The sequence below is a fragment of the Paraburkholderia steynii genome (assembly GCF_900100565.1).
Taxonomy (GTDB): domain Bacteria; phylum Pseudomonadota; class Gammaproteobacteria; order Burkholderiales; family Burkholderiaceae; genus Paraburkholderia; species Paraburkholderia terrae.
Genome location: NZ_FNDI01000006.1, coordinates 62,340 through 80,715 on the forward strand (window position 1 = coordinate 62,340; position 18,376 = coordinate 80,715).

General features: G+C 59.0%; 14 protein-coding genes. 3 read left to right on the forward strand and 11 right to left on the reverse strand.

What is annotated here, in order from left to right; genetic code table 11:
* Nucleotides 1–175: 175 nt before the first annotated feature.
* Together BLT65_RS12985 and BLT65_RS12990 are read right to left on the reverse strand one after the other, a co-directional pair.
* A complete protein-coding gene (locus BLT65_RS12985; RefSeq protein WP_091778241.1) occupies nt 176–1,090 on the reverse strand; it encodes a transcriptional regulator in 915 nt (304 codons plus the stop codon).
* Between the two features lie 49 nt (nt 1,091–1,139).
* Nucleotides 1,140–2,030, reverse strand: coding sequence for a cupin-like domain-containing protein (locus tag BLT65_RS12990; protein ID WP_091778243.1), 891 nt, complete (start codon nt 2,028–2,030; stop codon nt 1,140–1,142).
* Between the two features lie 946 nt (nt 2,031–2,976).
* Here BLT65_RS12990 and BLT65_RS12995 point away from each other — a divergent pair.
* Entirely contained in the window at nt 2,977–3,648 is a 672-nt protein-coding gene (locus tag BLT65_RS12995; protein WP_167306485.1) for a methyltransferase, TIGR04325 family, read from the forward strand.
* Nucleotides 3,649–3,666: 18 nt separating this feature from the next.
* Complete coding sequence (locus tag BLT65_RS13000) at nt 3,667–4,893, forward strand: alpha/beta hydrolase family protein (protein WP_091778247.1); 1,227 nt, start codon at nt 3,667–3,669, stop codon at nt 4,891–4,893.
* A gap of 41 nt (nt 4,894–4,934) precedes the next feature.
* On the opposite strand, the gene BLT65_RS13005 is transcribed toward BLT65_RS13000, so the two are convergent.
* The 3 genes from BLT65_RS13005 to BLT65_RS13015 all read right to left on the reverse strand — a co-directional run bounded on the left by BLT65_RS13005 (nt 4,935) and on the right by BLT65_RS13015 (nt 8,408).
* The gene (locus BLT65_RS13005; protein WP_279634449.1) at nt 4,935–5,945 is read right to left on the reverse strand and encodes a glycosyltransferase family 2 protein; all 1,011 of its coding nucleotides are present in this window, start codon (nt 5,943–5,945) and stop codon (nt 4,935–4,937) included.
* Between the two features lie 317 nt (nt 5,946–6,262).
* A complete protein-coding gene (locus tag BLT65_RS13010) occupies nt 6,263–7,408 on the reverse strand; it encodes an SGNH/GDSL hydrolase family protein (protein WP_091778250.1) in 1,146 nt (381 codons plus the stop codon).
* 109 nt (nt 7,409–7,517) lie between these two features.
* A complete protein-coding gene (locus tag BLT65_RS13015) occupies nt 7,518–8,408 on the reverse strand; it encodes a hypothetical protein (protein WP_091778252.1) in 891 nt (296 codons plus the stop codon).
* 272 nt (nt 8,409–8,680) lie between these two features.
* On the opposite strand from BLT65_RS13015, the gene BLT65_RS13020 reads away from it, so the two are divergent.
* Nucleotides 8,681–10,162, forward strand: a complete 1,482-nt coding sequence (locus tag BLT65_RS13020; protein WP_091778254.1) for a flippase — start codon at nt 8,681–8,683, stop codon at nt 10,160–10,162.
* Nucleotides 10,163–10,228: 66 nt separating this feature from the next.
* On the opposite strand, the gene BLT65_RS46440 is transcribed toward BLT65_RS13020, so the two are convergent.
* The 6 genes from BLT65_RS46440 to BLT65_RS13050 form a co-directional block, all read right to left on the reverse strand.
* Nucleotides 10,229–10,597 carry a hypothetical protein gene (locus tag BLT65_RS46440; protein ID WP_143036514.1) on the reverse strand — a complete coding sequence of 123 codons (369 nt, stop codon included), beginning with the start codon at nt 10,595–10,597 and terminating at the stop codon, nt 10,229–10,231.
* A gap of 334 nt (nt 10,598–10,931) precedes the next feature.
* Nucleotides 10,932–12,035, reverse strand: a complete 1,104-nt coding sequence (locus BLT65_RS13030; protein ID WP_091778257.1) for an acyltransferase family protein — start codon at nt 12,033–12,035, stop codon at nt 10,932–10,934.
* Between the two features lie 262 nt (nt 12,036–12,297).
* Entirely contained in the window at nt 12,298–14,337 is a 2,040-nt protein-coding gene (locus BLT65_RS13035) for an acyltransferase family protein (RefSeq protein WP_167306487.1), read from the reverse strand.
* Nucleotides 14,338–14,635: 298 nt separating this feature from the next.
* Nucleotides 14,636–15,733, reverse strand: a complete 1,098-nt coding sequence (locus BLT65_RS13040) for a glycosyltransferase family 4 protein (protein WP_091778261.1) — start codon at nt 15,731–15,733, stop codon at nt 14,636–14,638.
* A 13-nt stretch (nt 15,734–15,746) separates the two neighbouring features.
* A complete protein-coding gene (locus tag BLT65_RS13045; protein ID WP_244186492.1) occupies nt 15,747–16,688 on the reverse strand; it encodes a glycosyltransferase family 2 protein in 942 nt (313 codons plus the stop codon).
* A gap of 207 nt (nt 16,689–16,895) precedes the next feature.
* Entirely contained in the window at nt 16,896–18,311 is a 1,416-nt protein-coding gene (locus BLT65_RS13050; RefSeq protein WP_244186493.1) for a hypothetical protein, read from the reverse strand.
* Nucleotides 18,312–18,376 lie beyond the last annotated feature (65 nt).

Sequence of the window (18,376 nt, forward strand, 5' to 3'; positions counted from 1 at the left end):
TGCACATCGGTTCACGAAGAATTCGTGAACCGATGCAGCACCCAGAGAGAAAAAAAAATCGCGGCGTCAGCCGCGAAGGGGATAGCAAGGCGTAGCGCCACAGTTGTATTTCACAGCCTGCTTCTGGCAGGCCGTGATGATCGTGGCGTCGACCAGCAGGTCTTACATGGCGGGACTAGCCGCCTCTTTTCAAAGCCGACTTGATAGCTTGCCGGGCGGCACTCGCCGTCGAATACGCCATTGCCTTGGCCCGATCACGCACCGCGCTCTGCCCAGGCGGATTGGGATTGATTCCAAGCCTCCTGAGGTAATAGTTGGCCCGATAGATATCCGCTCGAATAGAGTCAACAAACTGGAAATTTACGCTCAAAGTCACCGAGATATTGTCGTCGTTCTTTAACCAGTGCGGGCAGTTGACAGGAACGTGAACGCCATTTCCCGGGGCCAATCTGTACAAGCGCGATCGGTCCTGCAGTTCGGGTCTATAGTTTGGCGCGTTGTTGTCGATCGTCCAGAACTGCTCGATTTCCTCCTCCGGAAGAATCTGCCGATCTTCCCGATCAAAGACGTACAAATCCTTTTCCCCGTGGATTTGAAGAATGAAATTGCATTCACGATCGATGTGGTATGCCGTCACCCGCTTCGGCGACGTTATGAAAATGATGATCTCCTCATTTCTGATCTTGGATTCGATGCCGCCGCCAATCATATCCTTGACCTCTGCGATCGCATGCCGGTATAGCTCGGTGTAGGCCGGATCTTTTTGCGCGTCTCTCAGGATGAACCAGGCATTTGAATCTTCCAGTTGCCCTAATGCATCCAGCGGTGAGAATGCATGATTCGTATCTTTCCATTTTTGACCAGGCGCGACGTCACCCATGTCGTAGTAGAGATCAGATGGGCGCGTTCTCAGGGTTCGCTCCGTCAACTCCATCAATTGAGGGAGTTGAAAGCGCGGATGAGATGCAAGGTGGTGGGAGACATCGAAGCTCTTCCGCTCGAAACGTTCTCGAAACACTGAGGGATCTACGTCGATCCACTTGTCCGGCAATGTCGCTTCAGGGACCGGGAAATCCGTGGACATGTCCATGCGATCGCTCCTTGTAACCTTATAAGGAAATGACGACTGTGATGCCAGATCAGCGGCTCCCGTCCAGATGGCGAACGATGCGCCTGCGGACGGGAACAACAACCTTCATCACCGATGACTTCGCATTGTCGGTACCGGGGTCCGCACCGGGCGGCTGCGGATTTACACCGAGTTTGCGCAAGTAGTGATTGGCGGCAAAGATACGGCCACGGGCCCGGGTTGCGTCAGTCTCGTAGACGACCGCATACGACACGCTGCGTTCCGCGCCGGTTTGAACCCAATGGGGCGCGTCCTGCGGCTGGTGAAAGCCACTACCGGGCACCAGGTCGAAGACATGTTCGAGGCTCTTGTCGCGTGCCGCCAGATCCACCTGGCCGATCTCGACTATGCCCTGCACGTAGAAATCCTCGAGCTCGTCTTCCCGAACGGCACTGGGAGGATAGACATGGTAGTGCTTGTCGCCCTCGATCTGGAAGAAGTGATTGATTTCTGGATCGAAATGGAACGGCGTGGTCGAGGAGGCAGAGCTAACGAAGATGGCAGATTCGAGCCGCTCGACCTTTTCACCATTGAGACCGCCGCGTAGTTCAACCACTTTTTCGAACAGCTTGTCCAACAGTTCCCGAAAGCCGGCGTCATAATTCTCGGGCCGCTTCAGAAGCACGCGCGTCGGCCCCGTGGCAAGCTGAGCAAGCGCCTCATCCGGCTTCAACGTCTTTGCTTTGACATCAAAGAATCGGGTCCCCGGCGTGGGAGCCGAATTGGAGACGTAATAATCCGCAGGGTTCGCACCATACTTCTTCGCCAACTCCGCTAATGCCTCCGGCTGGAACATCGACAGCTGATGCAGACAGTGCTTGAAACCGAACGGCGTATTGTTGAACGCGGTCTTGTAGACGGCTTGATCAACGGTCAGTAGAGAATCGGCAGACGGTATCATTGTTGTAAATCCAAACTGGGTTAGACAGCGTCGCAAGCGCGGCAGGAACCGATGTCCATTGCTTGTCTGGTCAGCGCCTGACTAGCCGCTGAATCGCATTCGGCGGCCATGTCAACCTGTTGACCGGCGTGCGAACGATTTCCGAATGGCTTGATAAACCCAAGTACACTTCTCAAGCGACTTCATGCAGTAGTTGATGCTGACAGAGAACATTGCTTGAAGCCTACTATCCCCTCTCACGGGCAGATGTGCGTTGACGAACATCCACTTTCAAGCGCCTGACACGGGCTCTTCCCGGCCACGCGCGGTACCAAGGCGCTTATCCACTGGCGGCGCCAGATCGCTAGATTGAATAATTTAAACCCCACCTCTCCGTGCGCCGACACACAAACGCTCTCACCCGCCTCGGCCACAATGTGCAAGTCGCGCATTGGAGCACCCCATGACCGCTAACCCAGTCTCAAACGCAGCGCATTCGGCGAATTCGGTGTAGACATTTTCCTCGTGCCAAGCGGATTTGTGATCGCGCTCGGAGGTAACGGGCAACCTGGTCGTGACTGAGGTTCCCGGCATGCGTGACCAGTTATTCCACAGTGCGGGCCCGGCGGCCATAGGCAATCATTGCGTGAGCGCTTGGCCGAAATCGAGGCCAATGCACGGCCTTGGAGTAGCCGGAACGGTAGTTAGTTAAACCTATTAAAGTCGGGGCCGGGGGAAAAATTTGGCCGCGAATTCAGGCGCCAAAATTCGGCCGTGTTGCCTAAAGGAGGCAAAAATGAGGAGCATAGTTTGGCGAATTCCCGGTTTGAAGCAAATGCGTCGATCGGGGTGGCTCAATCACAAGCTTCGGCTCGGATTTGGTGCTTATTGGGGCGCATTCCCTTGTCGGGAAGATGCGGTACGGTTTCTTCGACCCTCTCGACGCGCAACTGCGGACAACGAAGACATGGCCGTGATGAATGTCGAGGCGTTCTCGACGGTCCATTCCTTCGATTGGCCGGTAATGTTCTTCATGATGGACCTCAAACGCCGGGGGCGGCTTACCACCGTCACGGATCTCGGAGGTCATCTGGGTGTCAAATACCATGCCTTCCGAAAGTTCCTGGACCTCCCCAAAGACACATCATGGCAAGTCGTCGACGTCCCGGCTGTGTGCAAGGAGGGAAGAAGGCGCCAAAGATCCGGGGAAACGTCTCTGCAGTATTTCGAGGATTCAGAAAAGACAGCTCCGTGCGACGTGTTGCTTTGTTCCGGCGTCTTGCAATATCTCGACTATACGCTGGCAGAAGCTGTCGCCCGCTTGCCGTCTCGCCCCCGCCTCATATTGTTGAACAAGGTTGCCATTTCCAAGGGCAGCGCCTTCTACACGCTTGAATCCTTAGGGCGCGCCCGCATTCCCTACCATGTGACGACAATTGCAGATCTGGATCGGGCACGAGACGCCCTTGGATACAGGCTTCTGTCACGATGGAGCATTCCGGACCGAACCGCCGAAGCGGCAACGGCCAAGGGCAAACAGTTGATAGAATCGATCGGCGAAGCCTGGATCAATACGGCCATCGCGGAGGAAGCTTCCCCTGAAATCGAATCGGACACGTCCCTTTCCCTGGGTTCCTAACAGCGACGAGGCATCCGCATGATCTCTGGAGCGCCTTGTTCTTGGGCTCTTGCCGCTTCAAGTCTTGTCGCGCTCGTGGTCGCGGCGGTGATTGGCGTCAGCTGGTATGCAGGGCTTGCCGACCCGAAGGAAATGATCCGTGCCGCCCTATTCCTCGACACAGACAGGCCTCGGTTGGAGGGGCCCTATGCCGTCGGCTTCGCCAGTATTGATGTAAAAACGGGAAGCGATGGCCCTTCGCTTCCGGTCGATATCTGGTACCCCGCGCAGGCGCCCGGCGATGGCATTGGGCGCTCGATTCTGCAGTGGATCGCAGCAATCGGACATCCTACCTCCCCGCCGTTCACGCCAAATGGAAAGCTGTCCGAGGCCCGTGCTAAATATCCCCTCATCATTTACTTTCCATCATGGTTCAGTGTTCGCCAACAGAGCACATTTACGCCCGCAAACCTGGCGAGCCATGGTTTCGTCGTCGCTACGGTGGACGACATCGTGCATGCCCCTCGCCTTCCCGGACGAGAGGGCCAAGCTCAGGCATCGGAGATCCCCGGCGATTCGATGGAAAGCTTCGAGGCTTATCGCCCCGTCGCAGCCCTCCGGGCTGAACTAGCGGCGAAATCGGGCTCTGCCATCATCGACGCATTTCAGAATATTCCGGTGTTTGGACAACGTGTGGATATGGCGAAGGTCGGCGCCGTCGGATTCTCGTTCGGAGGCGCGACGGCAGCGCAGATGAGTAGCGACGATCGACGCATCAGGGCCGTCGTGAATTTTGACGGCTCCTTGTATGGCCGCCCTGAACGCGGCAATGTCGAGGTGCCTTACATGGTGTTCTTTAGTGGTTGGTCCTATCCGACTTGCGAGGAACTCATGCATAGTGACTTCCCCACGCGGATCAACTCGGTGCTGACGGTCGAGTCAGTTGCGCACCAGATTCGCCAGGCCACGCTCCCGAACAACTGGACCTTCACGGTAAAGGGTACGGTACATGATGATTTCGCAGACAAGCTCGCGAAGCCCCCATGGAAGGCTGCATTCGGCAAATCTGCAATCAACAGGGCGAAGACCTGGTCCGAGATCAATCGCTACGTCGTTGCATTCTTCACCCGCTTTTTGCTAGGCGAGGATCAGCCTTTGTTGACGGAGCCAGCTCCGTTCGCGGAAATACGGCCCTTCATGGAGAACCAGGCGCCTCCACAAGACCCGGCATCGGCCACTGGTTCCACACAATCCCGCTGTCCTTAGATCACGACGCATTTCTGCGCGTCTGGTCGACTAGAGTTGATCTATTCGACGCCGACTCCGGCCACGGCTTTGCCACGCCGATATATTGAGGCGACATCCTCTGCTCGTTCGAAACCAACGAAACGCGACAATGCCTTGAGATATGATGGACTTACGGGCAGGAAGCGTCCGAACATCTGGTCGAGTTGTGCGAGGCGGGTCCGGAACGCCATGACATCGTATCGATACAACAGCCGCATGTATGACGAGAGGCGTTGCTTGAGCATTTCCTGATCGTCCGCCGAAAGCGCGTCTAAAGAATGCCGATGTCCTTCGGTGATCCTGAAGAAGTTCTCCATGTATTGTTCTGTGAGGTGTATGGCGTTGTAGCGCGCTCCTCGGAGCCCAAGACGGCGGTGTCGTTGCTGTCTCCACGCGAAGAGCGGGTCTGCGCTCTCGACCGTCAAAACCTTTGCGCCTTTTCTCGCGAGCTTTAGTAGAAAGTCCTGGTCCTCATCTACCTTGATATTCTCGTCGAAGCCGGCCACATCCGCGATCCATCGTCTTCTGAATACGCTCTGACCTAAATGTATTAGAGGTCCCTTGGCGAGAATTTCCAATTCGCCCGGCTGTGAAGAAAACGCTGAGCACTCGGCGAGGCGGACCCTTCGCGCAGCATCGGGTTCGACGACGACCTCTTCCCATCGCGACATCACATAGGCGACACTCGGATCAGCAGTCCGGCAGGCGATCGACTGAAGCTGCAGTTTTGTAGGAGCCAGGAAATCGTCGGCATCCAGAAACTGAATCCAATCTGCTGTCGTCGATTGCCATCCCAGGTTTCGGGCAGCACTAACCCCCTTGTTGGGCTGCGTGAGAATCGTCCACCGATGGCGGCAACCCTTGAGGTGTTCCCGAGCCTTCGAGACGGTATCGTCCGATGAGCCGTCGTCGACGATCAGGATTTCGACCTCGTCATGCGTCTGTGACGTTACAGTTTTCAACGTAGTGTCGATATACGCAGAGGCGTTGTAGCAAGGAATGACGATAGCGATTTGCAACGATGCCCCCACTGATGGATAACTTACGATCTGATCGCTCCAAGATTTACTTGAGAGTGCGTCAGTTCGCGGTCCTCAAAAGTAACGATCCACCGGCAGAGCCGGTGGCTTTCGATGGCTGGCCCCTCAGAGGGGTCTGTTCGCCATCGGTAAAAGGCTCCAATATCGACCGACGGTGGCCCGGGTGAGAAGCGGCACAAAACATGGGAAAAAGCCGACTCCTGGAAACGTCAAACCGTGTTAGTCCCCCAGCAGAGCTGGGGGATTTCCCGCGATAAAAGTGTTGCCGATCTTCGCCCTGGCGAATGTTCGGCGTCGCTCATGCCACGCTACTTCGATAAGGATGCCGGCATTGCCAGGGCCGATCGCGCGCTTGCAGCGAAGCTGGGTTGCAGAAAGCCGATGACCTCGGCATCCGTGATTGGTTTGAGATGCAATCCGAATGCGGCATTCAGGGAAGTGACAAGGTGCTGTGCCCAAAGGGTATTCCAGACCACGCCGCAGTGACCGTCGGCAACGAGAGCGTTGTGCGGATCGTCGCCGGTTGTATTGGTGACGGCCCAGCCAGGCGACAGATGCAATGTCTTGTAAAGCGGACGACCTTGGCCGTCACGCTCGCCCCACAGGCTCCTGAACAAGGCGCGATCGTCGAGAAAGTAGACATGGCGATCCGCCGCGGCCAGTTTGCGCAAGCCATTGTCAAAGAGATCGAGGCCGGCGTCGATATTGGCCATCTCCCTGGCCGATTGCCAATTGTCGAACTTATCCGACGAATCCGCATTGCTCAGCACCCCCACCAGTACGACATAGGTATCCGGGTGATGCCTCCGGATCAGCGTGACCGCCTGGCCGATCGCGTCAATACAGGCGTTGATTACCGCCGTGGGACGCGCTGCAGCCCGATCACGGGACAACGCGTCAAGGACGTCGCGCGCGCCGACATCGTTGATGCCGATCCGGATCAGCACGATTCCGCCTCTCCACGCTTGTGGCTCTGTGTCCATCAAATCCACGAGACGGATCGCCTGACGCGACGGATGTCTCATCAATTGGCTACAGTTAGCGCCACTGACGGCAAAGTTATAACGGTAGTCGTCTTTAGGCGGCGTCCGGGCGAGATGACCGACAGCTTCGTCGAAATAGGCGCGATACTTGTTGGTTCCCCAGGCCCCCCATTGGCCGAGGTCGATCTCATTGCCCCGCAGCCGGGCCAGGACCTCGGCCCACTGCCAGGTGGTGGCGCGCCGGGAGCCTCCTCGCATGCGCGGATCCGTCAACATCAACGTATCATGGTAGGACTGGCTGTCGGAATCCCCGAGCACTGCAACCCGTATCCTGCCAGATTGCACCGGCCCGGCAGTAACGACGGCGGTTGGGCGGAACAGGTCGGGCACGGCCAGTCTCACAACAATCAGGCCGGCTACCGTCAGTGCGCCGCAAAACGCGACCAGTAACACAATACGCAAACGGGACATAGACCAATCAGCTTATCCAATCAGGCCTGACATGTATGGCGACGATCAGCGGTGGACCGGCACTTGACCAGCATTGCCTGGGTCGTGCGGTCAATCTAGCGCTTACAGATCAACGACCCCGACTCAGATTGCGAACGATACGCCTGCGGACGGGAACAACAACTTTCATCACCGATGACTTCGCATTGTCGGTACCGGGGTCCGTACCGGGCGGCTGCGGATTTACACCGAGTTTGCGCAAGTAGTGATTGGCGGCAAAGATACGGCCACGGGCCCGGGTTGCGTCGGTCTCGTAGACGACTGCATACGACACGCTGCGTTCCGCGCCGGTTTGAACCCAATGGGGCGCGTCCTGCGGCTGGTGAAAGCCACTTCCGGGCACCAGGTCGAAGACATGTTCGAGGCTCTTGTCTCGCGTGGCCAGATCCACCTGGCCGATCTCGACTATGCCCTGCACGTAGAAATCCTCGAGCTCGTCTTCCCGAACGGCACTGGGACGATAGACATGGTAGTGCTTGTCGCCCTCGATCTGGAAGAAGTGATTGATTTCTGGATCGAAATGGAACGGCGTGGTCGAGGAGGCAGAGCTAACGAAGATGCCAGATTCGAGCCGCTCGACCTTTTCACCATTGAGACCGCCGCGTAGTTCGACCACTTTTTCGAACAGCTTGTCCAACAGTTCCCGAAAGCCGGCGTCATAATTCTCGGGCCGCTTCAAAAGCACGCGCGTCGGCCCCGTGGCAAGCTGAGCAAGCGCCTCATCCGGCTTCAACGTCTTTGCTTTGACATCAAAGAATCGGGTCCCCGGCGTGGGAGCCGAATTGGAGACATAATAATCCGCAGGGTTCGCACCATACTTCTTCGCCAACTCCGCTAATGCCTCCGGCTGGAACATCGACAGCTGATGCAGACAGTGCTTGAAACCGAACGGCGTATTGTTGAACGCGGTCTTGTAGACGGCTTGATCAACGGTCAGTAGAGAATCGGCAGACGGTATCATTGTTGTAAATCCAAACTGGGTTAGACAACGTCGCAAGCGCGGCAGGAACCGATGTCCAAGGCTTGTCTGGTCAGCGCTTGCTAGCCGCAAGCCATTCCAGGCAGCACATAAAAGGGCATGGTATCGGTGTAGCAGACGCAGCACTGCTGGATACCGCACGCAAACCATGCCTCGATAGATTTAACCTTTAAATCCCATCTCTCCGTACGCGGACACACAAACGCTCTCGCCTGCCTCGGCCAGAATGTGCAAGTCGCGCACTGGAGTGCCCCATGACCGAAAAACCCAGTCTCAAACGCAGCGCCACGCTCAACTTCGTGGGCGGAATTCTGCCTATGTTCGTTGCGCTTGTGACGACGCCGATTTATCTCCACCACATCGGTGCGGGGCGCTACGGTGTGCTCGCCATCGTCTGGATGGTGCAGGGTTATTTCGGCTTTCTCGATCTGGGGCTGTCTTCGGCGACGTCCAACCGCATCGCGCAACTCGACGATGCGCCACACCGCGAGCGCGAAGCAGTCCTGTGGACAGCGATGCTCCTCAACGCAGCACTGGGTCTCGTGGGCGGCATAGCACTGTATGCGCTCATGCACGTGCTGCTCGCGTACTTCGACATGGGCGAGGCCCTGCGCGTCGAGTTGTTGCCCGCATTGCCGTACGTAGCCTGTCTCGTGCCGCTCTCGAATCTCATTTTCGTGTTCAACGGCGCACTCGTGGGGCGCGAGCGCTTTGGCACGCTCAACGCGGTAACACTCCCGGTCACGCTGATGTATCAGCTCGTGCCTCTCGGGGCGGCGCTCGTCTTCGGGCCGAATCTGCGCTATCTGGTGTTCGGCACGCTAGTGGCCGGGGTAGCGGCGCTGGCGGTGACCGCGATCGCGGTCTGGTGCGTCTTTCCGTTGCGCCTCGCCGGCGGCCCGCGCCGCGACCTGGTCGGCCAACTGTTTTCCTACGGCGCGTGGATCAGCGTGACGAGCCTGGCGCAGCCGCTGCTGGAGACGGCCGACCGTCTCATGATCGGCCATGCGCTCGGGCCGCAGGCAGTCACCTACTATCAGGTGCCCTTCAATCTCGCAGCGCGCGTACGACTCTTTCCAAACGCCATCGTCCGGACGCTATTTCCGCGCCTGTCGTCGCTCGATGCCGCAGGCGCCGCGGCACTCTCCTCCGGCGCAATACGCGGCCTCGCCGCCGCACTCACGCCGATGACGGTATTCGGCATATTCCTCATGCATCCCTTTCTCACACTGTGGGTGGGTCAGGAATTCGCATCGCGCGCCACGTCGGTCGGGGAAGCCATACTCGTTGGCATCTGGATCAACTCACTCGCATCGATCGCGGCCTGCCACCTGCAGGCGACTGGGAAACCAGGCATCGTCGCGCGTTTCCAGGCCTACGAAATGTTGCCGTTCTTTGCGCTGCTGTGGTGGATGCTGAATTACTTCGGCGTGCTGGGCGCGGCGCTCGCCTGGAGCGCGCGGTGTCTGCTCGACGGCGTACTTCTGTTCCATGCCGCGCGCCTGGATGCGCGGCCGGCACGCAAGCTGGTCCTGCCTGCGCTGATCATCGTGGCAGCGTATGTCGGCACACTCGTTTTCGAACCGCTCACATGGCCATCCATCGCGGTGTGGCTCGGGATGACCGTCGTCTCGCTCGTGTGGAGCGCGCGCACCGAACCACAGGCATGGGGACGTGTGCTCGACATCGTCGCGTCGATGCGCAACTACACGCGACGTTGGGCGCAAAGCCAATGATCACGAGGATGGCAACGCGCAATACCCCGTACCTTTGCTCTAATGGCGTCGCCGCCAATCGCCATCTCAACGACTCACAGACCGGAAATGCTGGACTTCGACAGGATCTCGCGAGCGACTCGTTCCATGATTAGCATGTTTGGCACGGTCACGGATCAGACTGCGCAATCCCTCCCCCAGCGGCGTCAGAATAGCCGCGATGATGCAGAGCGTACCGCGTCCGTCAGCATCGTCTAACACATCAGACTGCGCCCCAAAGACAAGAAGAAGCTTCACTCTCTCACCGTGCTGCGCGCGATTGCGGTCACAACGGTTGTCTTGTTTCACATCCTTGCGCCCACCGGGCACACGTTTGGTGAATTCGGCGTGGACATATCGCAAATGAATGCCGCGAAACAGATTGTGTGGCGGCAGTGAGCTGCTTCCTTCGATCAATAGCTTCGTCGCCCTGCTCTCCCCATGTTGCGGCCGGCAACATGCAAGACCGACCACGTCTGCACCACTCCTACGATACGAACATCAACCGGGCAAACTCGCGCGCTGTGAGAACACGAGCAGCCGCGATCGCCATAGTCGATCCCGGTGATAACGAGTGGTGTTCAACGGAGTGGAGATCGCGCACGGTTTGAGCGAGCCATGCAATGACGATCGGTAATACGGACAACGGCTGCCGACGAACCCAACCACAGTTCCCGATAGCCGCCGAAATCGCGGCCCGAACCCGGCGCACGAGACCTGGCTCACGCATCACCTCATGCGCCAGCCCTGCTCAGGTTCCCGCACCCTGCGTCCCCGTCGACACACCTTCGGCAAGACCCGGCTTGCTGAGCCGCGCCCGCAGCAGGCGCCGGCCAAGGCGCATCGTTGGCACTTCGAACTTGCGATAGGACAAAATCGCAAACGCCAGCGCGCAAGGTATGAAGATGACGAAAAACAGCACGATACGCAACACATCCCCGACAGGCAGATGATCCACCACCAGCGACGTGCCGCGCATGATGAACAGATGCGTGAGATACAGGCTATACGACGCATCGCCAATCAAAAGAAGCAGCTTCGGATACGCGACATCGCGGCGGCCCATGACGACGCCCGCGAATATCGCCGCGGCAGCCGGTCCCCACACGAGGCCGCGCATATCGAATGCGCCGTCCGCGGGCGGTCCTATTGCCAGCCAGGTTGCCACACCCGCCACGACCAGGGCGATCTGAGCAGGTACGCCGATCCGGAATCCCGACAGGCGCAACTGCGCAAACAGCACGCCGAACACGAACTCGAGAATGATCGTATGAGTCCAGCTTTTGAGGATCAGGTATTCGGGTTTCAGCAAGAGGCCAAGCGCGACGAAGCTCACGAATATCGCCGCCACCGCGAGATAAACGCGCCGGATACCAAGCAGCAGCACCAGCGAAATCACGACATAGAAGAACATCTCGTAGTTGAGCGTCCAGCCCAGCCCAAGCACCGGTTCCGATGCACCCGTCATCGGGTTTGCGGACGGCACGAAGAACAGCGAGCGCAGCACGTACTCCACGCCATACGCGTTCTTGTGCTTCAGTGCGGGGAGCACGAGACCGATGCCAACCGAGAGCAGCGTCGCCATCCAGTAGAGCGGCACGACGCGCACGATGCGGTCGCAGATGAACCAGCTGGCGCTCGCGCTCCCGGAGCGTTGCCCTGACACGATATACATCATCACGAAGCCGCTGACGACGAAGAAAATATCGACGCCGAACAACCCCTTCGTATTCACGAGCGGCCACAGTTGCTCTGCGGCGGCGCCATGGTGGCCCACCTCGGCCGCTCCGTGGCAGAACACCACCAGCAAGGCCGCGACTGCGCGAAGCACCTGAATCGAATCCAACTTCTTCATTGCATTGCCCCCCAAAACCGATGCGCGAGCCAGCGTGCCGGCGTGGACGTCTGAAAATAGCCATTCATCCGTTCGGTTCGCAATGTGTCGCCTGAGCGGCTTTCGCTTTCAGTCGCCATCGCAAGGCGCGCAGCGGCTTGTGGATAGCGAAGAAAGCACGATTTTGTACACGTATTGCACAATGTACCGGGCATGCCGTCTGGGAGACCGTTCGAAAAGCCACACATCAATCATGTGCAGATCCGCGCAACGGCAAGATCGCTCAGTTCGCGCCCCGTGACTCAATGTCCTGAATGATCCTCCGGCTGAGATATCGGGAACCGTCCGGCGACAGATGGTCCCGGTCCGCATACAGGAACTCGCCGCTGCGACGCGCGTAGCAGTTCTTCGCGTCGCACAGCAACGGCAGCGGATTGAACACCTTCACGTCGGGATACTTGTCCAGCAACGCGACGATGCGTGTCTGCGTGCCCGTCAACCGCTGCTCTACCTTGGCACGCGGGACCGCGCACGGCGAGCGCAGCGAAATTTGCACTGGGCGGCGCACGCAGGCGTTCGGATCGAAATCCAGCTCCGGCGTGTCGAGCACGAAGACCACGTACTTGCCGGCTGCCGTAAGCCTGTCCAAAGTCAGTTCGAGACCAGCGAGATAGACGTCGAGATTGTTCCCGCCCTTCCACTGGTTCGTCGTTGGGTTCACCCGCTTGCCGTCCACGGCCATGAGGCGGATAAAGTCGCCGTTGTCGTAATCGAGGCCGCCTGCAATCGACGAAATGGCGTAGCTCGAAAGGACTACCCACTGGATGTCGTGCGACTTCACGATGTAATCGAGCACGCCGTCGAACAGCGCGGAGCAATGCTTGACGTGCCCACCCAGCGAAATGTCGACACCGTAGAACGGCGGACAGTTACCGCTGCCGACTGCAAACAGCCCCGTCCCGCGAGCGCTCAAGGCCGGTTTGAGCCCTTCGTAATAGTGATTGGCGTGACTGTCGCCGAGCAGCGCCACCTGGGGGCGTCCGTTGGGCGCCGGCATCACGCAGAATTCGGAACCCGGAAAGTCCTTCTTGCAGGTGTCAGTGAAGACCCAGCGTTCCTGCTGCGCGCCGAAGCTCGCATCGGGGAAGCGCTCGGGCAAGCCATCGTGGCGAGAGATCGCGTAGCTGGACAGGCCCACACCCATCATCATCGCGAATAGCACGCTCGCAACGCGCACCGGGTATTGGCGTGCGTAGAAGCTGAAGCGCGCAGGCGCTTCGATAAAGCTGAATGTGATCGACGATAGCGCGACGGCGACCACGAGCGCGGCGAACAGCATCGTGATCGACGGTGTGCCGCCGCTCAGAAGGCGCACGAAGACCAGCACCGGCCAGTGCCAGAGATAGAGCGGATAGCTGACGAGTCCGAGATAGACGAAAGGCCTGAGCGACAGCACACGTCGGTTGAGCCACGCGCCCGGTCCAGCGGCCATCACGAGCGTCGCGCCGCCCGCCGGCAGTGCCGCGCGCCAGCCCGGAAACACGCTCTTCGGATCCAGCAGCACGAAACTCGCGACGATCAGCGCAAGGCCAGCGAAAGCGACGAGATCGCGCAGCGTCGACACTTCGCTGCCCGACTGCGAGGCACTGCGTTTGCGCGCGTGAAACTCGGCCCATGCGAGCACCGAACCGAACAGCAATTCCCAGAAACGCGCGACGGGCAGATAAAACGCCGCGATCGCATGTGAGCTGCTCAGGTACACGCTGCTCGCGAGCGACAGCAGGATCGCCGCGACAATGACAAAGGTCGCCATACGGCGGCTCGTGTAACGCCACAGCAGAAACAGCGCGACCGGCCAGATGATGTAGTACTGCTCCTCCACGCCGAGAGACCACAAATGCAGCAACGCGCTTGCCGACGCGTCCTGCGTGAAGTAGTCGCGCGTCAAGTAGAAATAGACGTTTGCGACGAATGCAACGCTCGCGAGCGCTTCCCGCGCGAGCCGTTCCAGTTCGCCCGACGTCATCAACACGAAGCCCGCCGCGAGGGTGGCGACCAGCACGATCATCAGAGCCGGATAGATGCGCTTGATACGTCGCGCGTAGAAGTCGACGATGCTGAAGCGTCCGTGATCGAGCGTCTCGATGATGTGCTGCGAGATCAGGTAGCCGGAGATCGCGAAGAAGATGTCCACGCCGGCGAAGCCGCCCGCCAGCGTCGCTGGGAACGCATGAAAAATGACCACGGAAACGACCGCGATCGCGCGCAAACCGTCGATGTCCGGCCGGTAACCCTGTGCGGGCTTGCGAGATGTAGCGCTCACCGTTGATTTACCTCGTACGTCCGTGTGACCGCGAGCCTCGCCGATGGCTGATCGGCTCAGCTTGAACGTCGATGGTATCGGCTCGACCGGCACACACTGTGCTGGCTAACGCACGCAAGCGCATGGATTCCAGACGAACGCGGTTCGCGTGACACGCAACCGGCCGTTCGTTTTAAAGCATTGACATATATGCGCAATCCTTACTATCCGACAGACGAATCAGACGACACGTTCCAGCTCGTGGCTCTTCATCGCAACAACACATCGCATTTTCATGCAGACGGCAGCCTTACTCCAGCTATGCGGGAGTCACTGCTTTCACGGCCTCGAACAGGCTTCGTGCCGCCCGTTTCCATGTGAAGGTGCCAGCCTGCCGGCGCCCCGCCGACACCAGAGATTGACGCACCGTTTCATCGTCGAGCACGGTTCGAATCTTCTCGCTCCACGCGTCGGCATCGAAAGGGTCCGCATACAGCGCGGCCTTGCCGCAGACCTCAGGAAGCGCGCCAAACGGCGCAGCCACAACCGGACAGCCAAGCGCCATCGCCTCCAGCGGCGGCAGACCGAACCCTTCCGTCAGCGATGGGAAAGCAAGCGCGCCGGCGTTGGCCATCAAGCCTACGAGTTCGGAATCGGTAATGCGGCCAGAAAATCGCACGTTGGGCGGCACGACATGCCCAAGGTTTTCGAAATCGGCTTTCGTCGCTCCGCCGAACAGCACAAGCGTCACGTTCTTCAATTCGGACTTCGCGAACGCCTTGAGAAGAACGGCGATGTTCTTGTGCTTCTGCGTATTGGCGAGCGCGAGAACATAGCGCTTCCGTGTGAGGTTCAACGTCATAAGCTGCCCGTCATCCGGCCGCACCTCCAGGACATGATCGCAGCCGTTGTAGACGACCACGATCTTGTCAGCACTGGCAACGCCGTAGTACACGAGTTCTTGCCTTGAGAACTCCGAAACGGTGAGGATCAGCTTGTGCCGTCTGCCGATAAAGAAGAACAGAAATTTGTACCACAGCCGGAAAGACAACGAATACGACTCGGGCGCGGAGTACACCTGGGCATCGTGTATCAGTGTCGCTGAATCGCGATGACACAACGGCCCGAGATTGCAGAGATTGAGAATGAAGTCTTTCCGGCGAGCCAGCGGGAGATAGCATTGCTCCCACGCTATTCTGTGCATCCGGCGAGCAATCGGATTCTCCTTGACGCACAGAATATTGCGGTAAGACGGAACGCCCGCGCTATTTCTGACTACGAGCGCATAGTCCGCGCCATTGGCGGACTGCTCTGCAATCAGGGCATCCATCGCGGCAATGAGCTGCTCGGCAACCCTGTGCACGCCCGTTGGCGCTGCCCCAAAGAACTTGCCGTTGAACGCTATCGTCTTGTACATGCAGCACCGGTTCTCAAAGTTTTGCTGCCCGCTCGGGCGTCAGCCTGCCTCGCACGAAATCCCACAGACCGATCAGATTGCCGCCCAGCCGCCCTCGCCGGTCGATCCACGGCTCCGGCGCAAAACTTCGCACCACGTTGCTACCGACATTGCGCAGAACATGATCGATTGCATCGCGCAAAGGCATGGTCTTCTTGCTCACCAGATAAAGCGGATTGATGACCTGCGAATAGCCGAGCTTGCGGCCGGACACCCTGCCCCGCTTGACGCCCAGATGCACGCCGAGTGCAGTATTGATGCGCACCAGGCGACCGCCGCGACTCAAGATCTGGCCGCCAAAGTCGCGATCTTCCTGCCAGCCATAGAGAACAAGACGCTCGTCGAAGCGGAGTCCGGCAATGCTGCTAGCTCGAAAGGCCATGTTGCAGCCGTAGGGGCAGCGCGTCGAAACGACGCGCAAGCTTTCCGGCACGTTTGTCGCCCTTGCCAGGATCGCTTGCCCTTCTTCGACGGAATAACCCGGCCCATGGATACCATCGGCGAGTACCGCTCCCGTGACGCAGGAAATAGAGGGATCGCTATCCAGGGCCTTGAGCACTTCCGCGATCCATCGGCTGTGCATCAGGAAATCATCGTCCAGCAGGACCACGACGTCGGTGTCATCCGGCACGTGCTTCAAGGCATGGTTACGCTGTACGGTCAGACCGGGCTGGCCCTTGATCACGAGCAATCCGGGTCGGCTTGCGAGCTTGCCGGCATCCTCGTCCGATACACAGGAGATGATGATCAGATCGGGCTGCACAGTCTGCGCATCGACGAAGGCGACGACACGTTCAAGCACTTCGGCGCGCCCGCGCGTGGCGAAGATCAGACAGACCTTTGTTTGCCGGACGGACGATGGCAGGCTCATTTCCCCGGACACGGCTACTTGCGAACAGACAGTCGAATTCAACATTCACCTCGTCGGCCAATGCATGTTTTTCTGAAAACCGGAAAGCGGCAGCCCGTCTCGCACCGGACTCAATCGTCCCGACCGTGCCATGGGAGCAAGCCATTCCCGCCAGCATCTCGAGGATCATCCTATCGATGCCGCAAACGCAGCACTGCTGCCTACCCCACGCAAACGCGCGCTTCCTGAAAGCCGAAGCGTGTAGTGCATGCGCTACGGCTCACGGATGCGAGAAACAACACCCGACACGCTTCCCTGAATGCGCCGCGCGGCCCATTCCTGACGCCTGGGCGCGCGTCTCGGCGCACGCTGCGACAGTGCGCTCGCTGCGGCCGCAAACAGGTAGAAGGGCGCGCCCAGTTCGAACACCCCAGCCGCAAGCGAAGCGACGATCAAGGTCGCGAGCATGCCGTGCCGTGCCGCGTGGCAGACGGCGCGTTCCGTCAGCGGGTAATGCGCCGAGACAGGCGACAGCAGCGCCTTGCCAATAAACATCCCGTAGCAGATCACGCCGACGGCGCCCAGGTTTGCCAGCACCACCACGAGGAAGCTCGATGCGCGAATGCTGCCCAGGCCCACGCCTATCCCGTAAGTCTCCAGGAAGTTCGTCACGCCTTGCGTGTTCCAGCTCATCCGTTCGATGCCCGACGAGCTACCCGCCTTGCTCATGACGGTGGCGTCGACGAAATCGGTCAGCGCTTTCGCCACGCTCGGCATGAACAGGATCACGTAGAGGGTGCCAAGCACGCCCGCGCAAGCCGCGATGATCCACATGCGCTGCTGGCGCTCGACGGCACCGGGCGCAACACGGCCGGGCCGGCTGAACACCTGGACACACATGTATATGGCCAGCCCGACATACGCCGTGCCGGAAGTGGACATCAGCAACAGTGTCCCCGTCGCTAACGCGAGCGCCCCCGACAGCTTCGCGCGATAACCGAGCAGCCAGAGATTGAGGCAAAAAACGAACAGCGGCAGCGTGAAACTCGAAAACGCAGAAGTCTCGGCGAACGTGCCCGTGATGCGCACCAGTCCGCCCAACTCTTCCCCGCTCAGATCGGCGTACTGAGCCGTCTTGATGACCGACATCACATCCAGACCGGCAGCATGAGTGACGAAATCGATCACGCCCGCCGACACATCGAGAATGGTGAGCAGGAAAATGCCGTTCGCCAATACCCGGTATGCACCGCGATATTTGAGAAACGCATACATGCAGGCGAACACCACGAGATCGCCGATCAGATAGATCGCCTGCGACAGATTGCCGGAAACGGGGCCGAGCGGCTGCAGCATGGCAACACCCGGGATACTGCGGTCGACCGGGAACACGAGCGTCGAGCCCTGCAGCAGACGCGGCAGGATCACGGCGCCTGCGACACCCCACACGCAGGTGCAGAGTAGCCAGAAACCCGGCTTTTCCATCGAGAGCGTGTCGCCGATCCCCTTTCCACCGACCAGATTGAACGCCCTTAGGGCAAAGAAAATGAGAAAGAGCTGCGCCGGCATGATGCCGACGCCGCCCAGATTCAGCGCAAGCGTCATTGCGAACAGCGAAAATGCCGCCATCGCGTAAATAGCACCGCGAAATGACGAATAGAGCACCAGTAGTCCGATGACGATTACCAAGACTCCGTATATTGACAGCACTGCTTCACCCCCTCCATTCACCGCACGCATGCGCGAGCGGACTT

Coding starts and splice junctions, on each gene's coding strand:
- BLT65_RS12985 (WP_091778241.1), bottom strand. CDS start 1,090: ATGGACATGTCCACGGATTTCCCGGTCCCTGAAGCGACATTGCCGGAC.
- BLT65_RS12990 (WP_091778243.1), bottom strand. CDS start 2,030: ATGATACCGTCTGCCGATTCTCTACTGACCGTTGATCAAGCCGTCTAC.
- BLT65_RS12995 (WP_167306485.1), top strand. CDS start 2,977: ATGGCCGTGATGAATGTCGAGGCGTTCTCGACGGTCCATTCCTTCGAT.
- BLT65_RS13000 (WP_091778247.1), top strand. CDS start 3,667: ATGATCTCTGGAGCGCCTTGTTCTTGGGCTCTTGCCGCTTCAAGTCTT.
- BLT65_RS13010 (WP_091778250.1), bottom strand. CDS start 7,408: ATGTCCCGTTTGCGTATTGTGTTACTGGTCGCGTTTTGCGGCGCACTG.
- BLT65_RS13015 (WP_091778252.1), bottom strand. CDS start 8,408: ATGATACCGTCTGCCGATTCTCTACTGACCGTTGATCAAGCCGTCTAC.
- BLT65_RS13020 (WP_091778254.1), top strand. CDS start 8,681: ATGACCGAAAAACCCAGTCTCAAACGCAGCGCCACGCTCAACTTCGTG.
- BLT65_RS13030 (WP_091778257.1), bottom strand. CDS start 12,035: ATGAAGAAGTTGGATTCGATTCAGGTGCTTCGCGCAGTCGCGGCCTTG.
- BLT65_RS13040 (WP_091778261.1), bottom strand. CDS start 15,733: ATGTACAAGACGATAGCGTTCAACGGCAAGTTCTTTGGGGCAGCGCCA.
- BLT65_RS13045 (WP_244186492.1), bottom strand. CDS start 16,688: ATGTTGAATTCGACTGTCTGTTCGCAAGTAGCCGTGTCCGGGGAAATG.